The sequence below is a fragment of the Mesotoga prima MesG1.Ag.4.2 genome, from assembly GCF_000147715.2.
GTDB classification, from domain to species: domain Bacteria; phylum Thermotogota; class Thermotogae; order Petrotogales; family Kosmotogaceae; genus Mesotoga; species Mesotoga prima.
The window spans coordinates 648,453-669,418 of sequence record NC_017934.1 but is presented as its reverse complement, the minus strand read 5'-3'; the positions used below and the strand labels follow the sequence as shown (position 1 = coordinate 669,418).

Annotated in this window: 19 protein-coding genes and 1 pseudogene; 8 read left to right on the top strand and 12 right to left on the bottom strand. The window is 43.1% G+C overall.

What is annotated here, in order from left to right:
* Positions 1-26: 26 nt before the first annotated feature.
* The gene (locus THEBA_RS03210) at positions 27-1,283 is read left to right on the top strand and encodes an L-cysteine desulfidase family protein (protein ID WP_014730413.1); all 1,257 of its coding nucleotides are present in this window, start codon (positions 27-29) and stop codon (positions 1,281-1,283) included.
* 465 nt (positions 1,284-1,748) lie between these two features.
* Here THEBA_RS03210 and THEBA_RS03205 read toward each other — a convergent pair whose 3' ends face one another.
* From THEBA_RS03205 to THEBA_RS03195, 3 genes and pseudogenes are all read right to left on the bottom strand, one after another.
* Positions 1,749-3,320, bottom strand: a complete 1,572-nt coding sequence (locus THEBA_RS03205; protein ID WP_014730412.1) for an IS1634 family transposase — start codon at positions 3,318-3,320, stop codon at positions 1,749-1,751.
* A gap of 141 nt (positions 3,321-3,461) precedes the next feature.
* Positions 3,462-4,412: pseudogene (thrC, locus tag THEBA_RS03200) on the bottom strand (threonine synthase); the annotation flags it as partial.
* Between the two features lie 187 nt (positions 4,413-4,599).
* Positions 4,600-5,622 carry a sugar kinase gene (locus tag THEBA_RS03195; protein WP_014730411.1) on the bottom strand — a complete coding sequence of 341 codons (1,023 nt, stop codon included), beginning with the start codon at positions 5,620-5,622 and terminating at the stop codon, positions 4,600-4,602.
* Positions 5,623-5,934: 312 nt separating this feature from the next.
* Here THEBA_RS03195 and THEBA_RS03190 point away from each other — a divergent pair, with 312 nt between their 5' ends.
* Positions 5,935-7,230, top strand: coding sequence for an MFS transporter (locus THEBA_RS03190; RefSeq protein ID WP_014730410.1), 1,296 nt, complete (start codon positions 5,935-5,937; stop codon positions 7,228-7,230).
* A gap of 116 nt (positions 7,231-7,346) precedes the next feature.
* Here the strand turns inward: THEBA_RS03190 and THEBA_RS03185 are convergent, their stop codons facing one another.
* Entirely contained in the window at positions 7,347-8,993 is a 1,647-nt protein-coding gene (locus tag THEBA_RS03185) for a peptidylprolyl isomerase (RefSeq protein WP_236609199.1), read from the bottom strand.
* Between the two features lie 71 nt (positions 8,994-9,064).
* Between THEBA_RS03185 and THEBA_RS03180 the strand changes: the two genes are divergently transcribed.
* The 3 genes from THEBA_RS03180 to THEBA_RS03170 all read left to right on the top strand — a co-directional run bounded on the left by THEBA_RS03180 (position 9,065) and on the right by THEBA_RS03170 (position 11,292).
* Entirely contained in the window at positions 9,065-9,448 is a 384-nt protein-coding gene (locus tag THEBA_RS03180; RefSeq protein WP_014730408.1) for a hypothetical protein, read from the top strand.
* Positions 9,449-9,651: 203 nt separating this feature from the next.
* A complete protein-coding gene (locus THEBA_RS03175; RefSeq protein ID WP_014730407.1) occupies positions 9,652-9,933 on the top strand; it encodes a hypothetical protein in 282 nt (93 codons plus the stop codon).
* 336 nt (positions 9,934-10,269) lie between these two features.
* Positions 10,270-11,292 (top strand): hypothetical protein, encoded by a 1,023-nt coding sequence (locus tag THEBA_RS03170; protein ID WP_158309297.1) that lies wholly within the window; start codon positions 10,270-10,272, stop codon positions 11,290-11,292.
* 229 nt (positions 11,293-11,521) lie between these two features.
* Here the strand turns inward: THEBA_RS03170 and lpdA are convergent, their stop codons facing one another.
* The 7 genes from lpdA to THEBA_RS03135 all read right to left on the bottom strand — a co-directional run bounded on the left by lpdA (position 11,522) and on the right by THEBA_RS03135 (position 15,779).
* The gene (gene lpdA / locus THEBA_RS03165) at positions 11,522-12,883 is read right to left on the bottom strand and encodes a dihydrolipoyl dehydrogenase (protein WP_014730405.1); all 1,362 of its coding nucleotides are present in this window, start codon (positions 12,881-12,883) and stop codon (positions 11,522-11,524) included.
* Positions 12,876-13,454, bottom strand: coding sequence for a sulfurtransferase TusA family protein (locus THEBA_RS03160; protein WP_014730404.1), 579 nt, complete (start codon positions 13,452-13,454; stop codon positions 12,876-12,878). Before THEBA_RS03160 ends, lpdA begins: the two co-directional genes overlap by 8 nt.
* 71 nt (positions 13,455-13,525) lie before the next feature.
* The gene (gene tusB / locus THEBA_RS03155) at positions 13,526-13,789 is read right to left on the bottom strand and encodes a sulfurtransferase complex subunit TusB (RefSeq protein ID WP_014730403.1); all 264 of its coding nucleotides are present in this window, start codon (positions 13,787-13,789) and stop codon (positions 13,526-13,528) included.
* 10 nt (positions 13,790-13,799) lie between these two features.
* On the bottom strand, positions 13,800-14,156 hold the full coding sequence (locus tag THEBA_RS03150) for a hypothetical protein (protein ID WP_006492249.1): 357 nt from the start codon (positions 14,154-14,156) through the stop codon (positions 13,800-13,802).
* Positions 14,157-14,164: 8 nt separating this feature from the next.
* Positions 14,165-14,521: a DsrE/DsrF/TusD sulfur relay family protein gene (locus THEBA_RS03145; protein ID WP_006492248.1), complete on the bottom strand. Its 357-nt coding sequence runs from the start codon at positions 14,519-14,521 to the stop codon at positions 14,165-14,167.
* A gap of 10 nt (positions 14,522-14,531) precedes the next feature.
* A complete protein-coding gene (locus THEBA_RS03140) occupies positions 14,532-15,521 on the bottom strand; it encodes a YeeE/YedE family protein (protein WP_014730402.1) in 990 nt (329 codons plus the stop codon).
* Positions 15,522-15,539: 18 nt separating this feature from the next.
* Positions 15,540-15,779: a sulfurtransferase TusA family protein gene (locus THEBA_RS03135; protein WP_006492246.1), complete on the bottom strand. Its 240-nt coding sequence runs from the start codon at positions 15,777-15,779 to the stop codon at positions 15,540-15,542.
* Between the two features lie 113 nt (positions 15,780-15,892).
* Here THEBA_RS03135 and THEBA_RS03130 point away from each other — a divergent pair, with 113 nt between their 5' ends.
* From THEBA_RS03130 to THEBA_RS03120, 3 genes are all read left to right on the top strand, one after another.
* Positions 15,893-16,534 (top strand): cob(I)yrinic acid a,c-diamide adenosyltransferase, encoded by a 642-nt coding sequence (locus tag THEBA_RS03130; protein WP_006492245.1) that lies wholly within the window; start codon positions 15,893-15,895, stop codon positions 16,532-16,534.
* Positions 16,531-17,478, top strand: a complete 948-nt coding sequence (locus THEBA_RS03125; RefSeq protein ID WP_006492243.1) for an HAD family hydrolase — start codon at positions 16,531-16,533, stop codon at positions 17,476-17,478. The genes THEBA_RS03130 and THEBA_RS03125 overlap by 4 nt, the downstream gene beginning before the upstream one ends.
* A 208-nt stretch (positions 17,479-17,686) precedes the next feature.
* Complete coding sequence (locus THEBA_RS03120) at positions 17,687-19,360, top strand: HD domain-containing phosphohydrolase (protein WP_014730401.1); 1,674 nt, start codon at positions 17,687-17,689, stop codon at positions 19,358-19,360.
* 332 nt (positions 19,361-19,692) lie between these two features.
* Here THEBA_RS03120 and corA read toward each other — a convergent pair whose 3' ends face one another.
* Positions 19,693-20,757 (bottom strand): magnesium/cobalt transporter CorA, encoded by a 1,065-nt coding sequence (gene corA, locus THEBA_RS03115; RefSeq protein ID WP_006492238.1) that lies wholly within the window; start codon positions 20,755-20,757, stop codon positions 19,693-19,695.
* Positions 20,758-20,966: the final 209 nt, after the last annotated feature.

Below are 20,966 nucleotides of genomic sequence, written 5' to 3'. Positions count from 1 at the left end.
AAGTTATCGGGCATTGGAGGTGGAAGATGCGTTTTCTTGAACAATACCTTGAAAGAGAAGTTAGACCTGCACTTGGGTGTACGGAACCTGGAGCGATCGCGTTTTGTGTTGCTCTTGCAGCAAGCAAACTTGAGGGAAAAACAGAAAAAGTGCATGTAACTACCAGCGTCAACGTATACAAGAACGGAATGTACGTGGGAATTCCAGGTACGAATGAAAAGGGTAATGAGTTTGCTGGCGCTTTGGGCGCTATATGTGGAGATCCGGACCTCCAGCTGGAGGCGCTTAGACCTTGCCGAATCGAATCAGTTGATCTTGCAAGAGAGATGATAGACAAGGGTCTGGTCAGTGTGGTCTGTGATCAAGATCTATCTGGAGTATTTATAGAAGCCACAGTGTCTAATCATAATCATTCTGTTCTTTGCAGGATAATTGGCAGTCACACGAATGTAGTTTCATTAGAGATAGACGGAGAAAAGGTCCGTTCAAGTGAGAGATTCGTCCCTTCCGATGAATTAGACTTTACTCCTGAAGAGATATTTGAGTCAATTCGAGAAATCACTGAACTGGAAATCGAGAAGATCTTCGAAGGAATAGAAATGAATCTCGAGATTGCCAGATTTGGCCTTAAGAAAATGTTGCCTTCAAAAGAGACCTTCAGCTACCACGAAAACGTAAGCCTCGGATACAAGATTCGTAACTATTGTTTCGCGGCTTCGGCCGCCAGGATGTCTGGTGTTCCCCTTCCTGTGATGAGCAGTAGCGGAAGCGGTAACCAGGGAATTGTCGCCACACTTCCAGTGGCTCTAACCGGCGAGTACTTCCAGAAGAGCCGAAAAGACATTGCAAAAGCAGTAGCTTTGAGCCACCTTTTCTCTGGTTACATAAAGAACAAGCTCGGCAGAGTTGCCCCGATCTGTGGATGCGTTACAGCCGCCGGAACGGGAGCCGCTGCAGGAATTACCTATCTTCTTGGAGGAGCAAGGGAGACAATCGAACAGGCAATGCTGACTATACTATCGAGCACGACAGGCATCATGTGCGATGGTGCAAAAGAGAGCTGTTCATTGAAGGCGGGCCTTGGAGGCCAGGAAGCATATAGCTGTGCATTACTAGCAATGGACAATCTTGGAGTCAACTCAGAGCAGGGATTTATCTCCAACACTTTAGACAGGTCAATAGAAAATATCCAGGTCCTTCTTTCAAAAGGCATGTCAAAGATCGACTCCGCAATAGTTGAGGTACTTGAAAACAGAAAAAGGAAAACGAAATCCCCTGAGTGAAAGGGATGGACTATATGTCGATCCTTGAAGAAAACTCTACTTATGCAAGGCCGAAGATCAAGGAACTCTTGACGTTCTAAATGTCAATAAGAGAAATCTCCACATAGTCACACATAAAAAAGGATTACCCTATACATGAAACGTTCTGTTCTTCGCGTTCTATACTTTGATCACTAAAGAGAAAGGGCCTTACTGGATGCAACCAGTGGGTTCCAGTATTTGAGGTGCAGAACACACTATTCTTTATCCTTCTAAAATGCTCTTCAGATCCAAAATGTTCTTTCCAATCGTCCTATGTATTTCAAGAAGCTTGGTAAATGATAAGATGACCTTTAGTCCTGTCCCCGTAACAAGCGCAACAACTGATTCTTCCTTACTTAGTCAACTTTGACAGCAACGAATCTGAAAACAGCTAAACAAGGGAAAAAATGAAAAGAAAGATAGACGTACCACCACAGTGGTCTATTATGTAATCTCTTTGAGTAGATTTGGCGGTCTTATTTTGAGTGCTTTGAAAGCGTCGTAAGCATTGCCCATCGTTTCAGTCCTTGCAAGAAAGCGTTTACCTTCCACCGTTATCTCAACTGCTCTTATCTCTGTCAAGTCTTCGAGTATTTCTGCGTAAGAGAAAGTACTTCCAATCTCTTTCAGCTTTCTGCATAAGGCAGTCTCCATTACAAGTGCAAGGAAACAGATCATTATGTGTCCCTTCACCCTCGTGTCTGTGTAATGGTATATGGGACGAAGATCGAGTCCGCTCTTCAGTTCCCTGAAGGTCCTCTCTACTTTCCACAGTAGCTTGTATGATTGAGCAACCTCTCTATTGGTTAGTTTTGTGTTCGTTCTTAGAACGTATTTGCCATTGTATTTAACTTCTGAGGCCATCTTTTCCTGGTCTATCTTCACATCTGTTTTCTGGATATTTAGATATCTCCTGTATCCTCTGTTTCCTACAAGACTCTTAGGTCCCTCTTTAAGTTTCTTCGAAAGGTTCTTCACTATCTCTTCGCTTTTTATTCTGTCTCTTTCTGCTTGAAATGGATTGAAACAGATTACGTATCTCTCCCCCTCATGCAGAACTTCCTTTACCTTCAGATTCTCTTCCACTTCTTCGTAATCACCGGGCTGATTCAATACCGCTTCAACTCTCTTGCTTCTTCTCATCTTCACCCCGAATATGTATGAAAGCCCGGCCTTATCTATCTCCTCAATGAGTCCGTTGCTTATCATTCCTCTATCGGCTACCACTATAACCCTGTCTATGTTGAATCTCCTTCGTATATCCTCAAGAGCTATCCTGAAGGTATCTATGTCTGCTGTGTTTCCGGGAAAGATTTGGTGAGCAACGGGGAAACCATCCTTCGTCATTAGTACCCCTATCATCACTTGCTTGCAATCAGACCTGTGATCCTTGGAACGACCATACATTGAAAGTTCAGGTCCTTCTCCCTGGAAGTACGTACTCGTTGTATCCCAGAATACTAGATCGAGATTCAAGTTGAAGAGAGTCTTCACATTACTGAATAGCTCTTCCTCCACTTCTTCCTTGAACTTCTCGAGATAATCCAGTCCACGGTAGTAATGCTGAAGACTCAACTGCTCGAACTCAGGTCTGTAAACCTTGCTTACCCACCTGTCTACTCCCCTCTTCGATCTCGGTTCGACAAGTCTGTTAAGTACCATAGCGAATATAGCCTCAACGTAATCGCTAACGACATCCGTATCTCCCAGCAGTCTCTTCAATACTCTTTCGATACCCAGTTCCTTCCATAACTGCTCGAAGATAATTACAGGTCCCCACAGATAGGTTTGATTCACATTAAGGGCTTCTTTCCTAATCCATTCTTTCGTTGAGAAGTTCCTCAGACTTTCAATAAGCCTATCTATCTGGCCACTGTTCTGAAGATCATCTACTCTCCCCAGATTAACCAGAACTTTCTGTCTAGTCTTATTCCCCACTCGTATATTCTCTACGAGCTGCAGGTAACTCCTGGTGGAACCGTCCTTGTTTTTGAAGTGTTTCAGTCTGAGAAACATGGCACCTATATTATATTACTATAACTAAATACAAGTCAAGTACTAACAAAGTGACAAGCAAACACACATGGCACCGCATTTCAAAAACGATTCAAGTATCTACCACGAACTTATGCACCTTTCAGAACTTATTCCTACTATTTATTCTCTTTTGCTGTCAAAGTTGAGACTTACGATTCCCTCTTCAAGGGCTTTCGCCAAACCTGCTATAGAAGCCGCGCCAGTTGGTTCTGCAAAAATACCCTCGTGTCTTGCCGTGACACGGGTAGCGTTAACCATCTCACTGTCTGACACGGAGATAGCCGACCCACCGGAATCCCTTATTGCTCGAAGAGCAAGTTCACCGTCAAGCGGGTAAGGCACGCTAATTGCTTTCGCCAGAGTACTGGGCTTTTCCCATCTCTCGATCTTGGTATCGTGCTCCTTAAAGGCCTTTACCAGAGGCGCACAACCCTCAGCCTGAACAACTAGGAGTCTTGGGAGTTTGGCTATCATACCAGCTTCGCTCAACTCCAAAAAGCCCTTCCAAATAGCAGCTGATAGTCCGGCCCCTCCCTCGGGCATCATAACCCAATCGGGAGTATTCCATCCAAGATCTTCAGCAATCTCGAAAGCTATGGTCTTCGTACCTTCAAAGTGATAAGGATTGACTGATGAGGCAGTTGTAAGGTGAGTCCAGCTAGAAGATTCAGATAGATCCATTATCATGTCTATACAATCACTCACAGTGCTTTTTTCCACAAGAATTAGTTCAGCACCATATAAGATCGTTTGCACATTTCTTTCAACAGGCGTATCGGCGGGCATCTGTACGAAATAATGGAGTCCAGCTTTCGCACAATAAGCGGCTGTTGCAGGTCCAGCGTTTCCATCAGAAGCGATGATTACTTTTCCTGAACCGATTTCCTTAGCCTTACTGACACCCATAGCTGCAGGGCGATCTTTGTAAGTGCCGGTAGGATTCTGAGTTTCGTCCTTCAGCATTATTCTCCCGGTGTTTCCCAACTCAGCCTGAAGTCTAACGCCAGCAGTTAAAGGAGTTGCACCCTCTCCCAGCGTTACACAATGGCGAATATCATCGATTGGTAGTAGTCTATGGTACTTTCACAAGCCGAAACGATATTTGTCCGGAAAATCATCCAGATCCATTCCGCCAATTTGATTGTATCTGTAATTCAGAGTGCTGCCACACTTAGGGCATTTTGGGATACCAACTGAATTGCTGCACTGGAAACCGCATACGTCACAACTTTGCACATAATGGCGGGATGTCACATTCCTACCTCACAACTCTTCCTGAAGCGTTTCCACCAAGTAGCTTTTCGACCTCGTCTCTAGATACGATGTTGAAGTCTCCCTTTATTGTGTGTTTTAGGCATGAGGCTGCGACTCCGAACTCAAGTGACTTCAATGGTTCCCATGAATTGTCCAGTCCAAAAATCAATCCCGCAGCAAATGCATCTCCTCCGCCTACACGATCGATTATGTTTATGTCGTATTTCGTAGATACAATAAATTCTCCTCCAGTGAGCAACGCAGCCGACCATTTATTGAAATTGGCATTTATGCTTTCTCTTAGGGAAATTGCAACTGCCTTCAGATCAAAAGTGTCCCTAAGCTTTGTTGCCACATCTCTGTATCCCTCGACACTTAACCTGCCATCACTCACATTAGTGCCCTCAGCCTTTATTCCAAAGACAGATTCACTATCCTCCTCATTTGCAAAAAGGACATCTATGTTATTCATAAGAGAAGTCATAACCTTTCTCGCCTTTTCTTTGCTCCATAGTCTCGACCTGTAATTTAGATCGCAAGAAACAGTTATTCCTCGCTTCTTGGCCTCTCTTAGAGCTACTTCACATGTTTCAATCAACCCGTCGCTAAGCGCAGGAGTAATACCTGTGAAGTGGAACCAGGTGGCATCTGAGAAAACCTCTTCCCAATCGAAATCTCCGGGCTTTGAATTAGCGAAGACCGAGTTGTCACGGTCATAAATTACCTTTGACGGTCTCTGAGAATAGCCATATTCATAGAAGTATTTACCTAGCCTGCCAATGTCTTTCAAAACATAATTCGTATCCACCCCGTGAACACCAATATTCCCAATTGCCGCGTCTCCAAACTGATCGGCAGATACTTTGGATACGAATCTACTTTTTCCGCCGTACTTCGCAATCGCAACAGCAACATTGGCTTCCGCTCCCCCGTAAACAACTTCGAAATTCTTGGTCTGCTCAAATCTCTCTCCCAAAGGAGATGCGAGACGCATCATTATTTCTCCGAAGGTAACTACTCTAGACATAAAAATCCTCCTCCTACTTCATAAACTGATAGCCAAAATCTATGAACACTCCTGCTGCAACTTCTGGAAAGTAATAGAACTTCCAATTCATAATTACTAGATGATAGCACGGCAGATCAAAACCTCCGGTGAAGTTGAAGATCTGACAAGACTTTTCCCCCAGTCGGGATTCAATTCTACTTTCTTAAACGAAATAATCAAGTTTGTTGTGTCTACTCAATTTCTAATATCAATAATTTAAGGTAGATCTTGATGTTTTGACGTTAAACGTGATAATATTAAACCAGCATATGCAAAAATTGAGGTGGTTCGATGAAAGGGTTGGGAAGAAATTTCTGGCTTTTCACTCTTGGAAGACTAGTGTCACTTATTGGAAGCGGTGTTCAAGCGCTTGCGATACCACTCTACATTTTGGATCTAACTGGCTCCGGGGTGATGATGGGCACATTCTCTGTAGTAACGATGCTGCCCAGAATCCTCTTTGGCCCAATCGCCGGTGTTTTGGGTGATAGATTCAATCGGAAATATATTATGATATATATGGATTTTGCTAGAGGAGCAGCAATTATTCTTATGGCATACCTCTCAGATGTTGGTGTCTTGAATCTAGCGCTTCTCTTTGTCTTCCAGCTAGTTATATCGACTTTCGACATTTCATTCGACCCGGCAACTTCTGCAATGCTACCAGATATCATTGAAGAGCACAAACTTCTGAAGGCAAACTCTATTCTTGGCGCGGTTAACTCCGTTTCCTACATAGTCGGTCCTGCTCTCGGCGGAGTTCTATATGGACTTTTCGGAATTGAAATAGTCTTCATTATAAATGGAACATCGTTTATTCTTTCTGCGATTAGTGAAATCTTCATAGTTTATCAGCAGACTACTAAAAAAACGCGGGTCTCGGTAAAGAGCGTTTTTGTCGATATAGTTGAAGGAATTGGCTATTTAAAGAAGATAGATGGCTTGATGATGGTTCTGATGTTTGCAATGGTTTCCAATTTTTTGTCAACTCCGATTTTCACCGTTGTTTTTCCTTTTTTCGCCCGCACATTGGTTGGTTTCTCTAGCGAACAATACGGTTTTCTCCAGTCGGGTTGGGTATTGGGAGTCCTTTTTGGAAACATTCTAATTGGTACGATTCTCGTGAATAAGAAACAGGGCAAACTGTTTGCGGAGGGATTAGTAACAGAGACAGTCTTAAATTTCCTTCTAGCCGCTCTCTTCTTTCCTTACTTCACAAGTCTTTTCGGTGGACCGTCTTGGTTGTTCTTTGCCGCACTGGGAATACCGATAGTTGTAATGGGTGTGTTCAACGCATTTGTGAATACTCCTCTTCAAACACTTTTTCATCGAGTACTTCCTACCAGCCACAGATCTAGGGTCTTTTCCGTAATTTCGATTCTAGCGCAAATTGCAACACCTCTCGGTTCAGCGGTCTTTGGCTTCGCAGTTGACAGGCTTCCAGTTCACTATCTTGTGTTGATATCGTGTATTGCAAATGCCATTCTCACCATTGTCTTCTTGGCAAAAGGAATGTCGAGACTCTTTGAAGTGAGGCCGGGAAAACACGGAGGAGACTCTTATGGTAATGCGGAGGAAATTGCCTGAGAAAACGACGGGATAGAAGTATCCGCATGGCGCAAAAACTGAAAAGATGAAAGTCTGCCACAATCAAAAAAAGAACCGGGGCAACTTCCCCGGCTCTCCTATTTAAAAAGCCAAGCTCATTCTGTTGCTGCAGGAGTCTCAGCCTCAGCTTCGATTTGCTCCAGTTCGGAGATTATAGATTCTATCTCCGTCTGAGCAGCTTCAGATGGCTCAACTTGTATCAAAGCTTCTAAGTAACCGAGTCTTTGATTGAGCTTCTCCTTCCTCCAGTCGGGACTGTAATCGAGCTCAAGGGAAAGGGAGTTATTTCTTATGAGAATGTATAGAACGTCTGCTCTAAGTCCATCGGAAATCTCTTTTTCAAGAACGCTGGTTAGACCGGATTCAATCTCTCCAATTGTGTTGAATACGTAATCTACAAAGCTCTGTCCATAGCTGCTTAACTGTTGCTGAAGAAGATCCTGGTTCATGAACGTGTTTTCAAGTTCCTCCAGCAATGCATTGTAGTATGCTGCAGCAACCTCGGGGTTTTCACTATCCAGATCATACATCTTCTGCACGATCATACCGCGCTTCTCACCGGCTTCAAAGAGATTTCGTATCGCTGTCTCGTAGTCCGGACTGTCAGTAAATCCAAGCATTTCCGATAGTTCAATAAATGCTGCATATTCCATCAAGGATGCTTCGGACGAGGTTCCATCGCCAAATATGCCCGACGCTATCTCAACGAAGAATTCGTTCGCAGTCTCTTCTGTCGCTTTTGCTTTGGCATATTCATTGTAGAAAAGGAGCTCATTATCCAAGATCTCATAGTCGAACTCGTTTTCTTCTATATAGCTCTCTATCCACCTGTTATAAGTATCGTTTTGATAGCCTGACACGAAATCGTTGTAGCTGGCCGAGTTGACAACATCTTCAAGGCTGTTTATCTCATTTCTCTCTTCTACAATTATCAAATGATAACCAAATTCGCTTTGAACGGGACCATACAACTCGCCGATAGGAGCAGCAAGGATAGCTTCCTCGAATTCAGGTACGGTCTGACCTCTGACTATTGACCCCAGCTCGCCTCCATTCGCAGCCGTTGAAGAGTCTATCGAAAACTGGAGTGCAGCTTCTGCGAAGGTGATTTCGCCGCTGTTGATTCTGTCCATTAATTCAGTTGCTGTAGCCTCTTCTGTAACCAGAATATGTCTAGCTCTTATCGTCTCAAACTGATTCTTTATCTCCGTCTTGAACTCTTCGAAATAAGCCGCCAGAGCGTCATCATTTAAAGGAGCCACCGATTCTTGAACGAGCTCAGCTTTAAGGGCATCGGAAACATAGTTTCTGATTTCCGATCTGAAAGCGTCCATGGAACCATAGATCGCCTCTATCTGCTCAACCATGTCGGGACTCGAGGTGTACATTTCCATCATCGAATCGGTTTCCGCATCAATTTCCTCTTCAGATGGAATCAAATTGCTCTCCCAAGCAAAGTAGTCTATTAGCTTCTCATCAACGATGTATGGTATTATCATGGTTTTCAACCCAAGCTCGCTTGGTGTAAAGTAACTGTCAAAATACGGATCAAGAATGATCCCTTGGCTCGCCGCATTTGCCACTGTCGCGCTAAATGCCTGCTCAATTTCCTCTCTTGTTATCCAGAACTCGTTAGAAACTGCTTCTCCACCTTTTGTTATCCTGACTGCATACTCTGCCCCGATAAGGGTGAGCGAAAAAAACGCTGCCAGGAGTATTAGTAGAAACTTCTTCAAAATCATTCCCCCTCGTGTATTAGGTACATTCATGATAACATTTCATTTGAAAAGGTGTGTCACGAGAGGTGAATATTTTGAAGAAAACTGACCTTGATCTGGAAAGACTTAGCTCGACGTCATGGAAGTGGTTGAACTCTGAGGAGGCCGAGGTGTCTGGTGGTGAGAACTCCAGGCAACCGCAAGCCATGTACTTCTTCACAGACGAAAAGAACAGGTCCTTCTGCCGAAGATACAATAGGGAAGTTAATTTCAAAAGGGATGTTGAGGATATTGGTCTTTGTGATAAATGTGGAATGAGATTCCGAACTTACAGGGCAGCTCAGATATGTGTATTTGCACCTGCTGAAGCTTACTATACAATCGACACACGTGATGAAGCGAAAGAAATCGAGGAGTTTCCTGACAAGGACTTTGCGGAAAGAGGAGTAAGTGACTTCGAGAGCAAGAGTTGGCAATAAAAAGCTTTCTAGTAGGCACATTATGGTTGTCTTCATCCTCAAAGAGTTTAGAGAAGATCACAAATGTATGGTAGCATTGGATCGAATGTCTGGATCAAACCTTTGTTTTTAACTCTCGAAGGATTGGTTCGTCAGACAGTTTAGTTATTCTGTTTTTCGCAACAAAGGTTTTCCATCATTTCTCCCTTTCTTGGAGGAGGACAATGAAGAACTTTTTTAGATTGCTTTTGCTGTTTTCTGCAACTGTAACTGTTATCTTTTCTCTTTCTTCTTGCATTGTAGTTGATAATCCAGTTGTTTTTAGGGTGCCCTTTGAAGAACTTAAGGGCGGTGCTTATTATGGAGGGAGTCTCCTCTTTTCGCCTTCAGATATGTTGATTTCGCATTTGGGAGAGGGAACCCCGATTGCATTCCAGGATCTTAGAATGGAGTGGGCACCTGAAGAAGGTTCTTCTATTGCGGAGAGAAACTATGGTTATCTCTAAATCAAATCCATAGATGGTACTGGTATCGAATATGAATACCTCATTTACGATTCGGAAGGTGCAATTCTCAAGCGCGTTGACTCAGCCTTTCAGCCGGTTTCTGCAGGTTCTCAAGATCTCTCGAGCTCATCCGATGCTGATTTCTTCTCTGGAGTCTCATACCATTCTGCCGCCAGTATGCAGGATCCGTATAAAGGCAATGGGTACCTTCTAACCTTCAGGCACGAGATACCCGATGCAGAGAGTTCCGGCCCGGTTTCCTTTAGAAAAGTCCTTTTCAGAGTTCAGCAACCTCCAATGGTTTCCTCAACCAGATTTCCCAGTGGCGTAATTGCAGTGAGCAATTTTAAACCTAGATCGCTTATGATAAACTCTTCTCTTCTTGTCCAGGAACCCTCTGCAATCGAAAATCAAATCGAATTTTCCAAGACATCTTCTTTGCCTAATTTCTCAACTGGTGATTATATTTTTGACACAATGAAAGACTCTTTGAGAAGAGTTGTTTCCGTGAATAATTCTGACCCTTCAAAAGTTACACTTGAAACGGAAGAAGCATTTGTTGAAGAGGCTCTGGGCACTTTGATTCTTAACAGTGAAGGTGATGTATCAGAAATCATTGAGAGATTCGGAACCGAAAGTGATCGTTCCTTTGCAGAGAGTGTAACAACTAACCTGATTACAAAAGAATGGGAAGTATCTATGGTTGATGAGGATGAGATTAAGGTTGCAATCAAGAACAAACTGGTCCTCGACGCGAATATTAGTCTTGATTTTCATCTTTCGTATGACAAATTCAGCTCAAATGGAACTCCTCGATTTCCGACAAAAGTCTCTTCTATACTCGAAATTGTTGGAAAGGAAGGGTTCGAGACTGAAAAAACGAAGAAGGTAGCTGAACCAGAGGTAAGCATCAGTGTATGCGGAATCCCCGTAAAAGTCAGTATACCGATTGAGATATTCTATGGATTGGAGACGCAAATCGCAGGCATTGATCTTCAATTTGGTCCCGAAATAGAGGTATATCCGAAGTTCCATTATGAAGTCGAAGCGAAGATAGACTTCCACGGGCCCCATGGAAAAAGCTATACAAGGGGTTCTATAGACCACAATTCAACCTTTGTACATAAGGTCGATTTCGACGGATCTCCTGAAATTGAAGGAAAGTTTGGCTTCAAGTTCTATCCGGGAGTAACTATCGCTTGTGTCCTTCGTCCGGAGATGGAAATTCCCGTGGGTTTCTCTGCAAAAGTAAATGAATCGAAGGCTGAGCTTGATTTTGAGACCGAGGGTCATATAATGATTAAGCTAAATCTGTTATTCTATAAGCATACTTTTGCAAAGACAAAGGTCTTCAGCTAGACGAGAAATATATATTCAAAAGAGTTCTAACGGATATTCAGAAAGCTTTATTTGTAGTCATCAAGTTAGTACGACAAAATTCGATGAAACCTTGCAAAAAGAACGGAAAGATATTTTCAAGGAATCGAGGTTTTACAGAAAAGCATAATATGATTTCGGACATCAGAAAATAAACATGGGCATCCCGAAGCATTGACTGCAAAAGGATGCCCTCTATTAAAAGAATATCTTAAATATGAATGCTCATTCCATTTACTCCTTCAAGCGCCCCAAGAACTGTCTCTGATAGTGTTGGATGAGGGTGTATCGAGTTCTCAAGCTCTTCAACCGTTAACCCATTCCTGACTGCTATTACTCCTTCCATTATGAGCTCCGTCGCAGATGGAGAAACTATGCTCATTCCTAGAACCTTTCCGTTTTCCTTATCTGCGATTACCTTCACGAACCCAGTATTTTCTAGTACAGTCCTTGCTCTACCATTGGCACTCAAGGGGAATTTAGCGATAATTACTCTCTCCATATCTTCAACATCGTCTTCTTTTATGCCGGTAGATCCTACCTCCGGATTGGAGAAGATGATTGAAGGAACTGCGGAGTAATCCATTTCCATTACTTCTCCGGCAATGTTGTGAGCCGCTACTATACCCTCATAGCTGGCAACGTGGGCAAGCATCATTCCTGCTCTTATATCGCCTATGGCGTAAATACCTTTAATGTTTGTCTGCATTCGGCTGTTCGTGACGACCCCCCTTTCAATTTCCAGACCAAGCTTTCTCACATCTTCGGTTATATAGGGTCTCCTACCAACTGCAACAAGAACTTTCTCAGCCTGAACTGAGAGCTCCTGTTCACCTTCGGCATTTAGAACGAAGATACATTCATCCTTTTCCACCTCAGTCACCTTCGTTCTTTCAATTATTTCAACCCCCTGTCGAGTCAATGACTTTCGAATGTCATCGGCAACATCTCTATCTTCGTATGGAAGAATGTGGTCCGCAAGCTCAATGATTGTAGTCTTCACTCCGAATGAGCTAAAAAATGTTGCAAATTCAACACCGATAACTCCTCCACCAACGATTACAAGGCTTTCTGGCATCTCTTCCATTTGAAAGACATCGTTGCTGGTCCAAATACCTTCGATTTCACTGAACGGCTTGAATATGGAGGGTTCAGAACCCGCGGCAATGACTATATTTCTGGTCTCTAGGGTTTTACCATGGTTCTTTAGCAGAACGTGTCCTGCATCCTTAATTTCTGCAACGTCGTTGTAGAAATCAACACCATTTTTCTTCAGCAGGTGTTCGATTCCCTTTCTTGACATTGTAATCGTCCTATTCATGTGGGACATTATTCTCTTTAAATCGTAGCCTAGTCCTGATGTATCAATTCCAAGCCTCTTGGATTTCTCGTCTATCTCCGTATACAAATGAGCAGAGGTCAACATGGCCTTCGTTGGAATACAGCCCCAGTTGGTACATGTACCTCCGAGATTCTCTTTTTCTACGAGTGCAACGCTCTTACCAAGTTGAGCTATTCTTATTGCGCATACATAACCGCCTGGTCCACCACCAATCACAACGGCATCAACCATTTTCTCTCCTCCTTATGTAGATCTTTATATCGCCGTAATTATCCGCCACTTTTTTCAAAAACTCATGCCCTTCTTTCTGAACTGATGCAGGAATTCTTTCCCCGGAAAGTGGATAATCCACTATAACAAGCAAGATCTCGCCAGGATTCATTTTTCTTAGTGTCTTCCTAGCTTGAATATCTGGCACTGGGCAGGATTCGCCTCTCATGTCAAGAAGCTGGTCAGGTTCAATTTCATCCAACTCTCCTCCAAGATAATAGCTGCAAATGCCCTCCGAGCAAACAATCGGGCTGAATCCCTTCAGTTCACTCATGAAGGTAATTGCTTCATCCAGCATTCTAAAAATGTGCGGAGAACTGAAGTCAAATCTCTCCACTCCGTGTAGATGAGTCGAAGTTAGAATTCCAAGTTTTTTCATCTGCTGCAGATGTCTGTAAACAGTTGACAGATCTATTTGAAGCAACGTCGCAATTTCCGTAGCAGTAAGGTAATTGTCCATCAACATTGTAAGGATTTCTAATCTCGTTTGATTTGAGAGAGTTCTAAAAAGATCCGGAAGCTTAAGAGGCATCCTTGTATTCCTCCTACAGAAAGAGGTGCACCTCTGTGTGAAGTGCACCTCAAGTATCACACATTCAGAGCTTAACCGATTGACTTATCACACTTTTCGATTATATCTATGAAGCCATCATAACTTATAAGAGGCACAGTAACGTCATCGGCTGTGTAACCTCTTGCCTCCACATCGTCCTTGATGGCAAAGCATTTTGCTTCAGTTTCTATGTCATTCAGTGCCCAGAAAATCCCGTCTTGAATGAGGACAACACTGTCCCCCTCTTTGGATGCACTTATCTTTACTCTTTCAGCAGAATTATTGGGTCCGTTCTTCACAACTATTAAATACATACCAGACACCTCACATAAATACTACGTTGTCAAAATCGTGGAAGAAGTCTCCAAGATCAGCTTCTCCAATCAGCTTTGCATTGAAGCTTTCTTCGATCTCCTTAACTTTGAATCTCTCCACATGTTCTCTGACACCGTATACCGCAGTCTCGTATCTCTTGATAAACCTAAAACACATGGAAATCGAGAGTAGGCCAAGACATTCAGGCTTAGTTTTCTTTGAAAGAGCAACAGTTGCCTCTTCCATTAGGAGAACGGATGGTTCAATATCCTCGCCATACATTCCGAACGCAGTTCTAAATGCTTCGTTCACCCATATAGAGCCTGCTGGCGCCTGATATACAACGAAAAGTATCTTCTTATCCATAAAGCACCTCACGCCATCAGGTTAACAAACCTGTCACTGTTGAAAATCAGTGAAGCCAGTTCGGGAAGACCACTGGGATTCGAACCTTCGATAATCATATCTTTGGTTACACCTCTGTAGTCCATGCATATTCCACAGATCTCAACTTTCAAACCTTTTTCTTTTATCATAGATTCCAATTTTCTGGGGATATCTCTGTCTACTCTTATAGGCTTGACCTTACTGTTTATAGAAAGGATTGAGTCTGCAAATAGAAATATCGTAACTTCATGTCCCTTGTTAAGGCCGGCTTCAGCAATCTTTATTGCTGAATCAAGATCCTCATATGAGTAAGGTGGTGCGAAAACTTGAATTGTTATTCTCAAAAGAGACGCCTCACTTTCTGTATAGTATATAGGCCATTGTCCAGTTGCCAAGTATCAAGAACACACTAGCGATTATAGAAGAGATTGCGAGAGTTGGAAGACCGGCAAGAAAATGACCTATATTACAACCGCCTGCCAGACTGGCTCCAGCTCCCATCATCGTGCCGCCGATCATCACAACAAGATAAGTCTTGGGATTCTTGGGCATTCTCAGTTTGAACTCTTTGGCAAGAAGTGAAGCGATGAGAGCGCCAATAATGATACCGATTATTTCAAATCCGTCCCACCTAAGAGGCTGATTACTGATGTAAGAATCAAATATTGAGACCCAGCCACCGGTGATGCCGAATCCGTAGTTTCTTCCCGCGGCCTCACTTGTTATCCAAGCAATGGGGGAGAGAATAGCCAGAGAAACCGCGGCAACCTTCCAGTTGAACTTAGTTTTTCTTTCTGTTGTCTTTGTCCCTAATGTATACCATAGAAGCACAGCAGCCAGTATCACCGCAGGGATCCATGGATTGATATTGAGAACCGTCGCAAGAGTTGGACCAACCTTGTCAAGGTAGACAGAGGAATTGGCATCGACGGAAACGTTAAATTGAGAGGCCCAGGTTCTTATGGGCGAAAACACTCCGCCCCGCATTGCCATTGCACCAATTCCGTAGAAAACCGCAGCGATCATTGCAGTCGTCATTCCTTCTCCCGATCTGTAGGTTACACCAGATGCACAGCCACCGGCTAGAACCATACCCAGACCAAATACGTAAGCCCCTACAATGTTGCCGAAGAGATTCAGAGTTGGTGGAGCAATCTTTATCCAACCCATTTGTGCCACAAAGAGAACGGTGATCATTTGCAGGCCAACAGCAAGAAAACCTAATTTCCAAAGGTAGTTATCCTTGAATAGCAAAACATCTCTAAAAGCTGAGTTGAAACACACTCTTCCTCTCTGAAGAATGATTCCAAAAGCGAGACCAACTAAGAGACCCGTCCAGGCCATGTCATCTCACCCCTTTTTTCACTTTACCTTGATGTATATCTTCCACTCGCTGTTCCCAACTTCCTCGATTTCGAGAACTTCGTGTCCCATACTTTTAACCGCTTCCGGAATTCTTTCCTTTGACATTGCGTAGTCAATCCAAACCTCCAGGATTTCTCCTGATTTCATCTTCTTTAACGCTCTTTTTGTTTCAACATCAGGAACCGGGCAGACTTCTCCTCTTACATCAACTGATTTTGTTACTTCATACTTTGCCATCTTGGCACCTCCTTAATGTGATTTAGTTCACAATCTTCCTATAAATAAAACCGCTGCTTTTTCGGGATCAGACCTGACAACCGACTGTAAATCGAAGAAGGGTCTTCTCCAAAATGATAAATGTACGAAGTTATCACATAGTTGCGGCCTTATTCCAACTTGGTAACTCTAGCAGGATGAAGAATATTCATATTCTTTCAATGAAGTACAATAGAATACTGAAGCTAAAGGAGGCAGAAATGAACACGGGCTTTGTGCAAATTTACACAGGTAACGGAAAAGGGAAGACTACGGCGGCAATTGGACTTGCAGTAAGAGCTGCTCTTGCAGGTGAGAGAGTCTTCATAGGCCAGTTCATAAAGGGAATGAGATACAGTGAGCTATCCTTGCCTAACTACATTGAAAATATCGTCATCGAGCAGTTCGGAAGGGAATGTTTTATCATTAGAGATCCAGAAACCAAGGATCTTGAGGTTGCAAGAAAAGGTCTTGCCAGATCTAGAGAAGTAATCTCCAGCAGAGAATTCGGGGTCGTTATACTCGATGAGATTTTTATTGCTTTTCATTACAGGTTGGTATCTTCAATGGACATCCGAAGACTCATGCTTTCGAAACCGAAAGAGGTTGAACTAGTATTGACCGGCAGGAATGCCCCAGCCGAGATAATTAGAGAAGCGGATCTTGTTACTGAGATGAGAGAAATCAAGCACTATTATTCTAAAGGAGTTTTGGCAAGGGAGGGAATTGAGTATTGAGAAGATCTGGTCACACTGAAATCGATGCAAGTAAACTGAAAGCTCTGATTCTTGATCTAGACGGGACGTTACTTGACAATTCCAAGAGAATTCCCGCATCAGCCTTGAATGCAATCGAGAGGCTTCAGGAAAAAGGAATAAAGCTAGCGATCTTTACCGGACGTGACTACTTAATGGCTCGTGAATATCTGGACGTTCTAAACATTGAGGGTCCTCACGCTCTTCAGAATGGAGCCTTTCTTGCAAAGGGAAAGGGAGAAATCTTCCTCATGCGATGCATAGAAAGAAAGATAACGGAATACTCAGTTTCTCTTGCATCAATACTGAACTGTCATCTCCTCCTTAGAACGGATTCCTCTGAAATTCCTGACTGGTATCATGTGGGCGACTTTGCTCTTAGTCCTTACTTGCCATTCCTAGAAAGCAACATAAACAGAATAGTGAGACTGGACGATCTTACGGAAGTAGTTAAGAGTGCGAACCTTCTTCAACTCGACATCACTGGCGATCTTGAATCTTTGAAAGAGATCTTAGGCAGGCTAACGTCTAAATACACTGGCGACTTCAACTTCTCGTTCATATCAGCGTCGGATGATGCAGGCTTTTTGGATGTGTATTGGTCGCAAATGGAGGACACAGCTGTTCGTCTAGAAATAGCGTCAAAGGTTGACAGCTGGGGACTTCTTTCTCTTTTTAATGCCTCAGTCTCTAAAGGGCTGTCACTCGATGACTTCCTGAATTATCATGGTCTTGCCAGTCAGCAAGTTGCATTTATCGGCGATCACTATGCCGATATTCCCCTTCTAAAGAGAGTCGGGCTTTCTGTAGCTGTAGAGAATGCTCTTCCAGAAGTGAAGGCCGTCTGCGATTATGTGACTCAATCAAACAATGATGATGGTGTTGCTTTAGCCATAGAAGAGATCTTCTTCTCTGGAAAAAGATGACCAAGAAAGGCCTAAATTTATTTATCGAACGTGCGATGGTTTACTCAAACGAGAAAGTCATTAACAAACAGTTGATTATTCTTTCCAAAAAACGCTGGAATAGTGTTAGAATTAGATGAATACTGGTTATTATTAGAGGCGAGAAGATTTTTTGAACCAACGTTTGTTATTATTTTTCTTTAGAATGAGAGATGAATGAGTTTTGTCTTTGGAGGATTCAGCCCAATTTTGTCTCGATCTTATCGATGAAGCGGTCGTAGTTGTTAACAAGAATGGTAGAGTAGTCTTCCAAAACTCGGTTTCACAAAAGCACTTTGGGGACTTGATCGGCAAACTATACAAAGCCTTCTTCGACTGCGAGGATATTTTCGTTGACGACGAAGGAGTAGTTTGGAGAGTCTCTTCTTCTTCAGACAAATCCGACTCCAATGAAATCAAGATATTCAGAAGGACCAATAGTCTAAGTATTGGTTCATCGTTCACGAAACGAGAGAAAACCTCAGCGTCTTCGTTCTTCCAGGGAATAGATGACCATTCAACGCTTCATTCAATGCATTCGAACACGTCATTCAGTATCCTCTCGGAAATCGATCATTTCAGGGTTTACAAAAAAGCTTTTGAAGAGAATACTTCTGGAATGGCTATTTTCACTGTTGATATGTCTCGCGAAAAGATCATCCCGGCGGCAAAAAACCTCGCATTTGAGATCAATCGTCTGGCGCGACTTCCAGTAATAGAGGGCATACCCCTGGATAGACCAATGAGCAAGGCCGACCACCTATTCTTGAAGGCACTCATAAGAGTAGCCCGAACCGGGAGACAGGAAGCGCTTTTTCTTTCTGAAGAAGGCTTCTATGAAGAGGTGTTGATAAAGCCACTTTCTGATCGAGATTTGATAAGTGTACATAAAGAAGTCTCCGCCGAAATGAATCTTCGAATGGAACTGTTGTCGGCAAGGTACTTGGCAGGCACTATCGATCAAGCGGTGATTTCGGTTGATGAAAACGGAAAAATCGTGTTTGTCAACAAGGCGGCTGAAATTCTGTTAGGAAGAGAAAGAGGCGGCCTGATAGGAAAGAATATCAACTACTTTCTTGAAAACCAGTCTGACTCGAGGAGCGAGAAACCATCCGCGGGTCAAGAAATTGGTGAAAGACACCTCTTCTCTATAAACAAAAGCAATGGACAATCTGTTTTGGTCGAGGCCGCAGTAAAGAGGATCGAAGATTCATCACTAGCAGGAAAGGTGACGGCCACCGTATACTGCCTAAGTGGCCTCAAGTTCGAAGATGTGATTCAGGAATCCGCTCAAAAAACTATTAGAGGTCTTATAGAAACTCTTTCTACAGTTGTTGAAGTAAGAGACCCTTTCACGGCAGGTCATCAAAGAAGGGTGAGCAAACTTGCAACAGCCATTGCTACCGAGATGGGTCTAGGTCCGGAACAAATAGACACGGTGCGAGAAGGCGCTTTGCTTCATGATATTGGAAAGATTTCTGTCCCAACTGAAATTCTTAGTAAGCCGGGCCGGCTCACCGAAAACGAGTGGTTCCTTATTCAGAGCCATAGCGAAGCCGGTTTCAAAATGCTAGAAAGAATTGATCTGCCCTGGCCAATATCAAGCATTGTCAGGAAGCACCATGAGAGATTAGACGGCTCGGGTTATCCCCATGGCTTGAAAGGCAAAGACATTCCCTTTGAAACCAGGATTGTCACCGTTGCCGATGTATTTGAAGCCATCGTTTCTCACAGACCTTACAGACCTGCTCACGAAACATCAACAGCAATTACTGAACTTACAGAGGGAGCCGGAAGGCTGTACGATGGCGATGTTGTAGATTGTTGCCTTTCTCTCGTTGGAAAGGGCTTTTCTCTTGACTGAATGAACGCCGTGCCAGAGATCTTCGCATAACATTGTGAACCAATGGCTCAAAGGCAAAATGAAGTATCTAGTTTTTTGCTTAATCGGAAATGATACAGGTTCTTTGTTAAGATCTAAATTATACTCAAGCTACCTGAAAATATCTTAGATTAATAAATAAGCGCTAGCCCTTGCGCAAGAAGGGTATATCTCTCTTTGAAATCCGTCCCAAGATGATCCAACAAAACCTCTCGTGATAGAAAGCGTTCTCTCCATATCATATAAGCGAACTTTTCTCCCTTTCCGGAAGACCTGCCAATAGTTTGCCCACAAAGATAACTACAAGTGGGGAATCATTTCCTGAACCATCCCTTTCTGCGTATGAACAAGAGCATTATGAAAACCACTACACCCATGACAATAAGAACAACGGGATATCCCCACTTTAAGGAAAGCTCTGGCATGTAAACGAAATTCATCCCATAGATTCCGACGATAAAGGATAGTGGTATGAAGATAGTGGAGATAATTGTCAGCACTTTCATTATTTCATTCAATCTGTTACTTGTGGAAGAGAGGTATAAGTTCATGAGCTCTGACGAGAGCTCTCTGCTGATATCAAGCATATCCAGTGACTGAATTATGTGATCGTAAACATCTCTAAGATAAAGAACAGTCTGATCTTTGAAGTACTCGCTTTCTTCTCTGGAGATTCGCCCTATAACATCTTTGGTAGGCCACACAAGCCTTCTCAATTGGGCTAATTTTTGCTTCATTAGATATAGATCCTTAAGCTTTTCTCTGGAGATGCTCTCAACTAACTCTTCTTCAAGTTTTTCAAGTTCACTGCCGATACTTTGCAAGACTGGAAAGTAGTTATCCACGATTGTGTCCAATATTGCATATGCAGTGTAATCGTTGTCCATACTTCTTATTCTTGAGTTCCTCCGCATTCTGTTTCTAACGGGGTCGAGAACGTCCCCGTACCTCTCCTGGAACGTAAGTACAAAAGTCTCGCCCAAGAAGAGACTCATCTGTTCATAAACAACTGAATCTTCTTCCATTCGCATCATGGGAAGACAAACAAACAAGCAATTGTCATACTCCTCAACCTTTGCAACCTGCGGAACATTTGTGATATCTTCGAGAGCCAGCGGGTGGAGAGAAAAGACTTCACCCAGCTTTCGGATTGTCGCTTCGTCTCCTAATCCCTGCACATCAATCCAGTGGACTCTGTCGGTAGCGGAGATGACCGACGCCAGATTCTCTACGTTTCGAATTATTTCTTCTTTCAAGTAATCTCTGTCAAATTCAATGAGACTGATCTTTGGAAATGGTGATTCTTCATCTATACTAAGAGTCCCAGGAACGGAACCGAGCGGCGGTTTTCTCTTCCTGAAAATTCCCTTTCGATCCATTAAGTGCCTCCCTAAACAAAAATCAAAGTGATTTGACTTTCAATATAGCTCAAATATACTATCACCGGTCGAATTTTAGTAACACTTTCTAAGAGAGTGCGGAGCAAAGAAAAAGAATCAATTTTTCCTTTGGATTTCGAACCTGCGGGAGTATATTAGTATCAAAGTCACAAGAATCAGTCGTGAGCACGGAGAATCGCTCAGAGATC

Bases quoted from the DNA above. Each gene is read 5' to 3' on its own strand.
- corA (WP_006492238.1), bottom strand. From the start codon at position 20,757: ATGGATCGAAAGGGAATTTTCAGGAAGAGAAAACCGCCGCTCGGTTCC.
- lpdA (WP_014730405.1), bottom strand. From the start codon at position 12,883: ATGGTTGATGCCGTTGTGATTGGTGGTGGACCAGGCGGTTATGTATGC.
- THEBA_RS03140 (WP_014730402.1), bottom strand. From the start codon at position 15,521: ATGGCCTGGACGGGTCTCTTAGTTGGTCTCGCTTTTGGAATCATTCTT.
- THEBA_RS03185 (WP_236609199.1), bottom strand. From the start codon at position 8,993: ATGATTTTGAAGAAGTTTCTACTAATACTCCTGGCAGCGTTTTTTTCG.
- THEBA_RS03190 (WP_014730410.1), top strand. From the start codon at position 5,935: ATGAAAGGGTTGGGAAGAAATTTCTGGCTTTTCACTCTTGGAAGACTA.
- THEBA_RS03150 (WP_006492249.1), bottom strand. From the start codon at position 14,156: ATGGATAAGAAGATACTTTTCGTTGTATATCAGGCGCCAGCAGGCTCT.
- THEBA_RS03175 (WP_014730407.1), top strand. From the start codon at position 9,652: ATGAAGAACTTTTTTAGATTGCTTTTGCTGTTTTCTGCAACTGTAACT.
- THEBA_RS03205 (WP_014730412.1), bottom strand. From the start codon at position 3,320: ATGTTTCTCAGACTGAAACACTTCAAAAACAAGGACGGTTCCACCAGG.
- THEBA_RS03160 (WP_014730404.1), bottom strand. From the start codon at position 13,454: ATGCCTCTTAAGCTTCCGGATCTTTTTAGAACTCTCTCAAATCAAACG.
- tusB (WP_014730403.1), bottom strand. From the start codon at position 13,789: ATGTATTTAATAGTTGTGAAGAACGGACCCAATAATTCTGCTGAAAGA.
- THEBA_RS03130 (WP_006492245.1), top strand. From the start codon at position 15,893: ATGATAAATGTACGAAGTTATCACATAGTTGCGGCCTTATTCCAACTT.
- THEBA_RS03210 (WP_014730413.1), top strand. From the start codon at position 27: ATGCGTTTTCTTGAACAATACCTTGAAAGAGAAGTTAGACCTGCACTT.
- THEBA_RS03135 (WP_006492246.1), bottom strand. From the start codon at position 15,779: ATGGCAAAGTATGAAGTAACAAAATCAGTTGATGTAAGAGGAGAAGTC.
- THEBA_RS03195 (WP_014730411.1), bottom strand. From the start codon at position 5,622: ATGTCTAGAGTAGTTACCTTCGGAGAAATAATGATGCGTCTCGCATCT.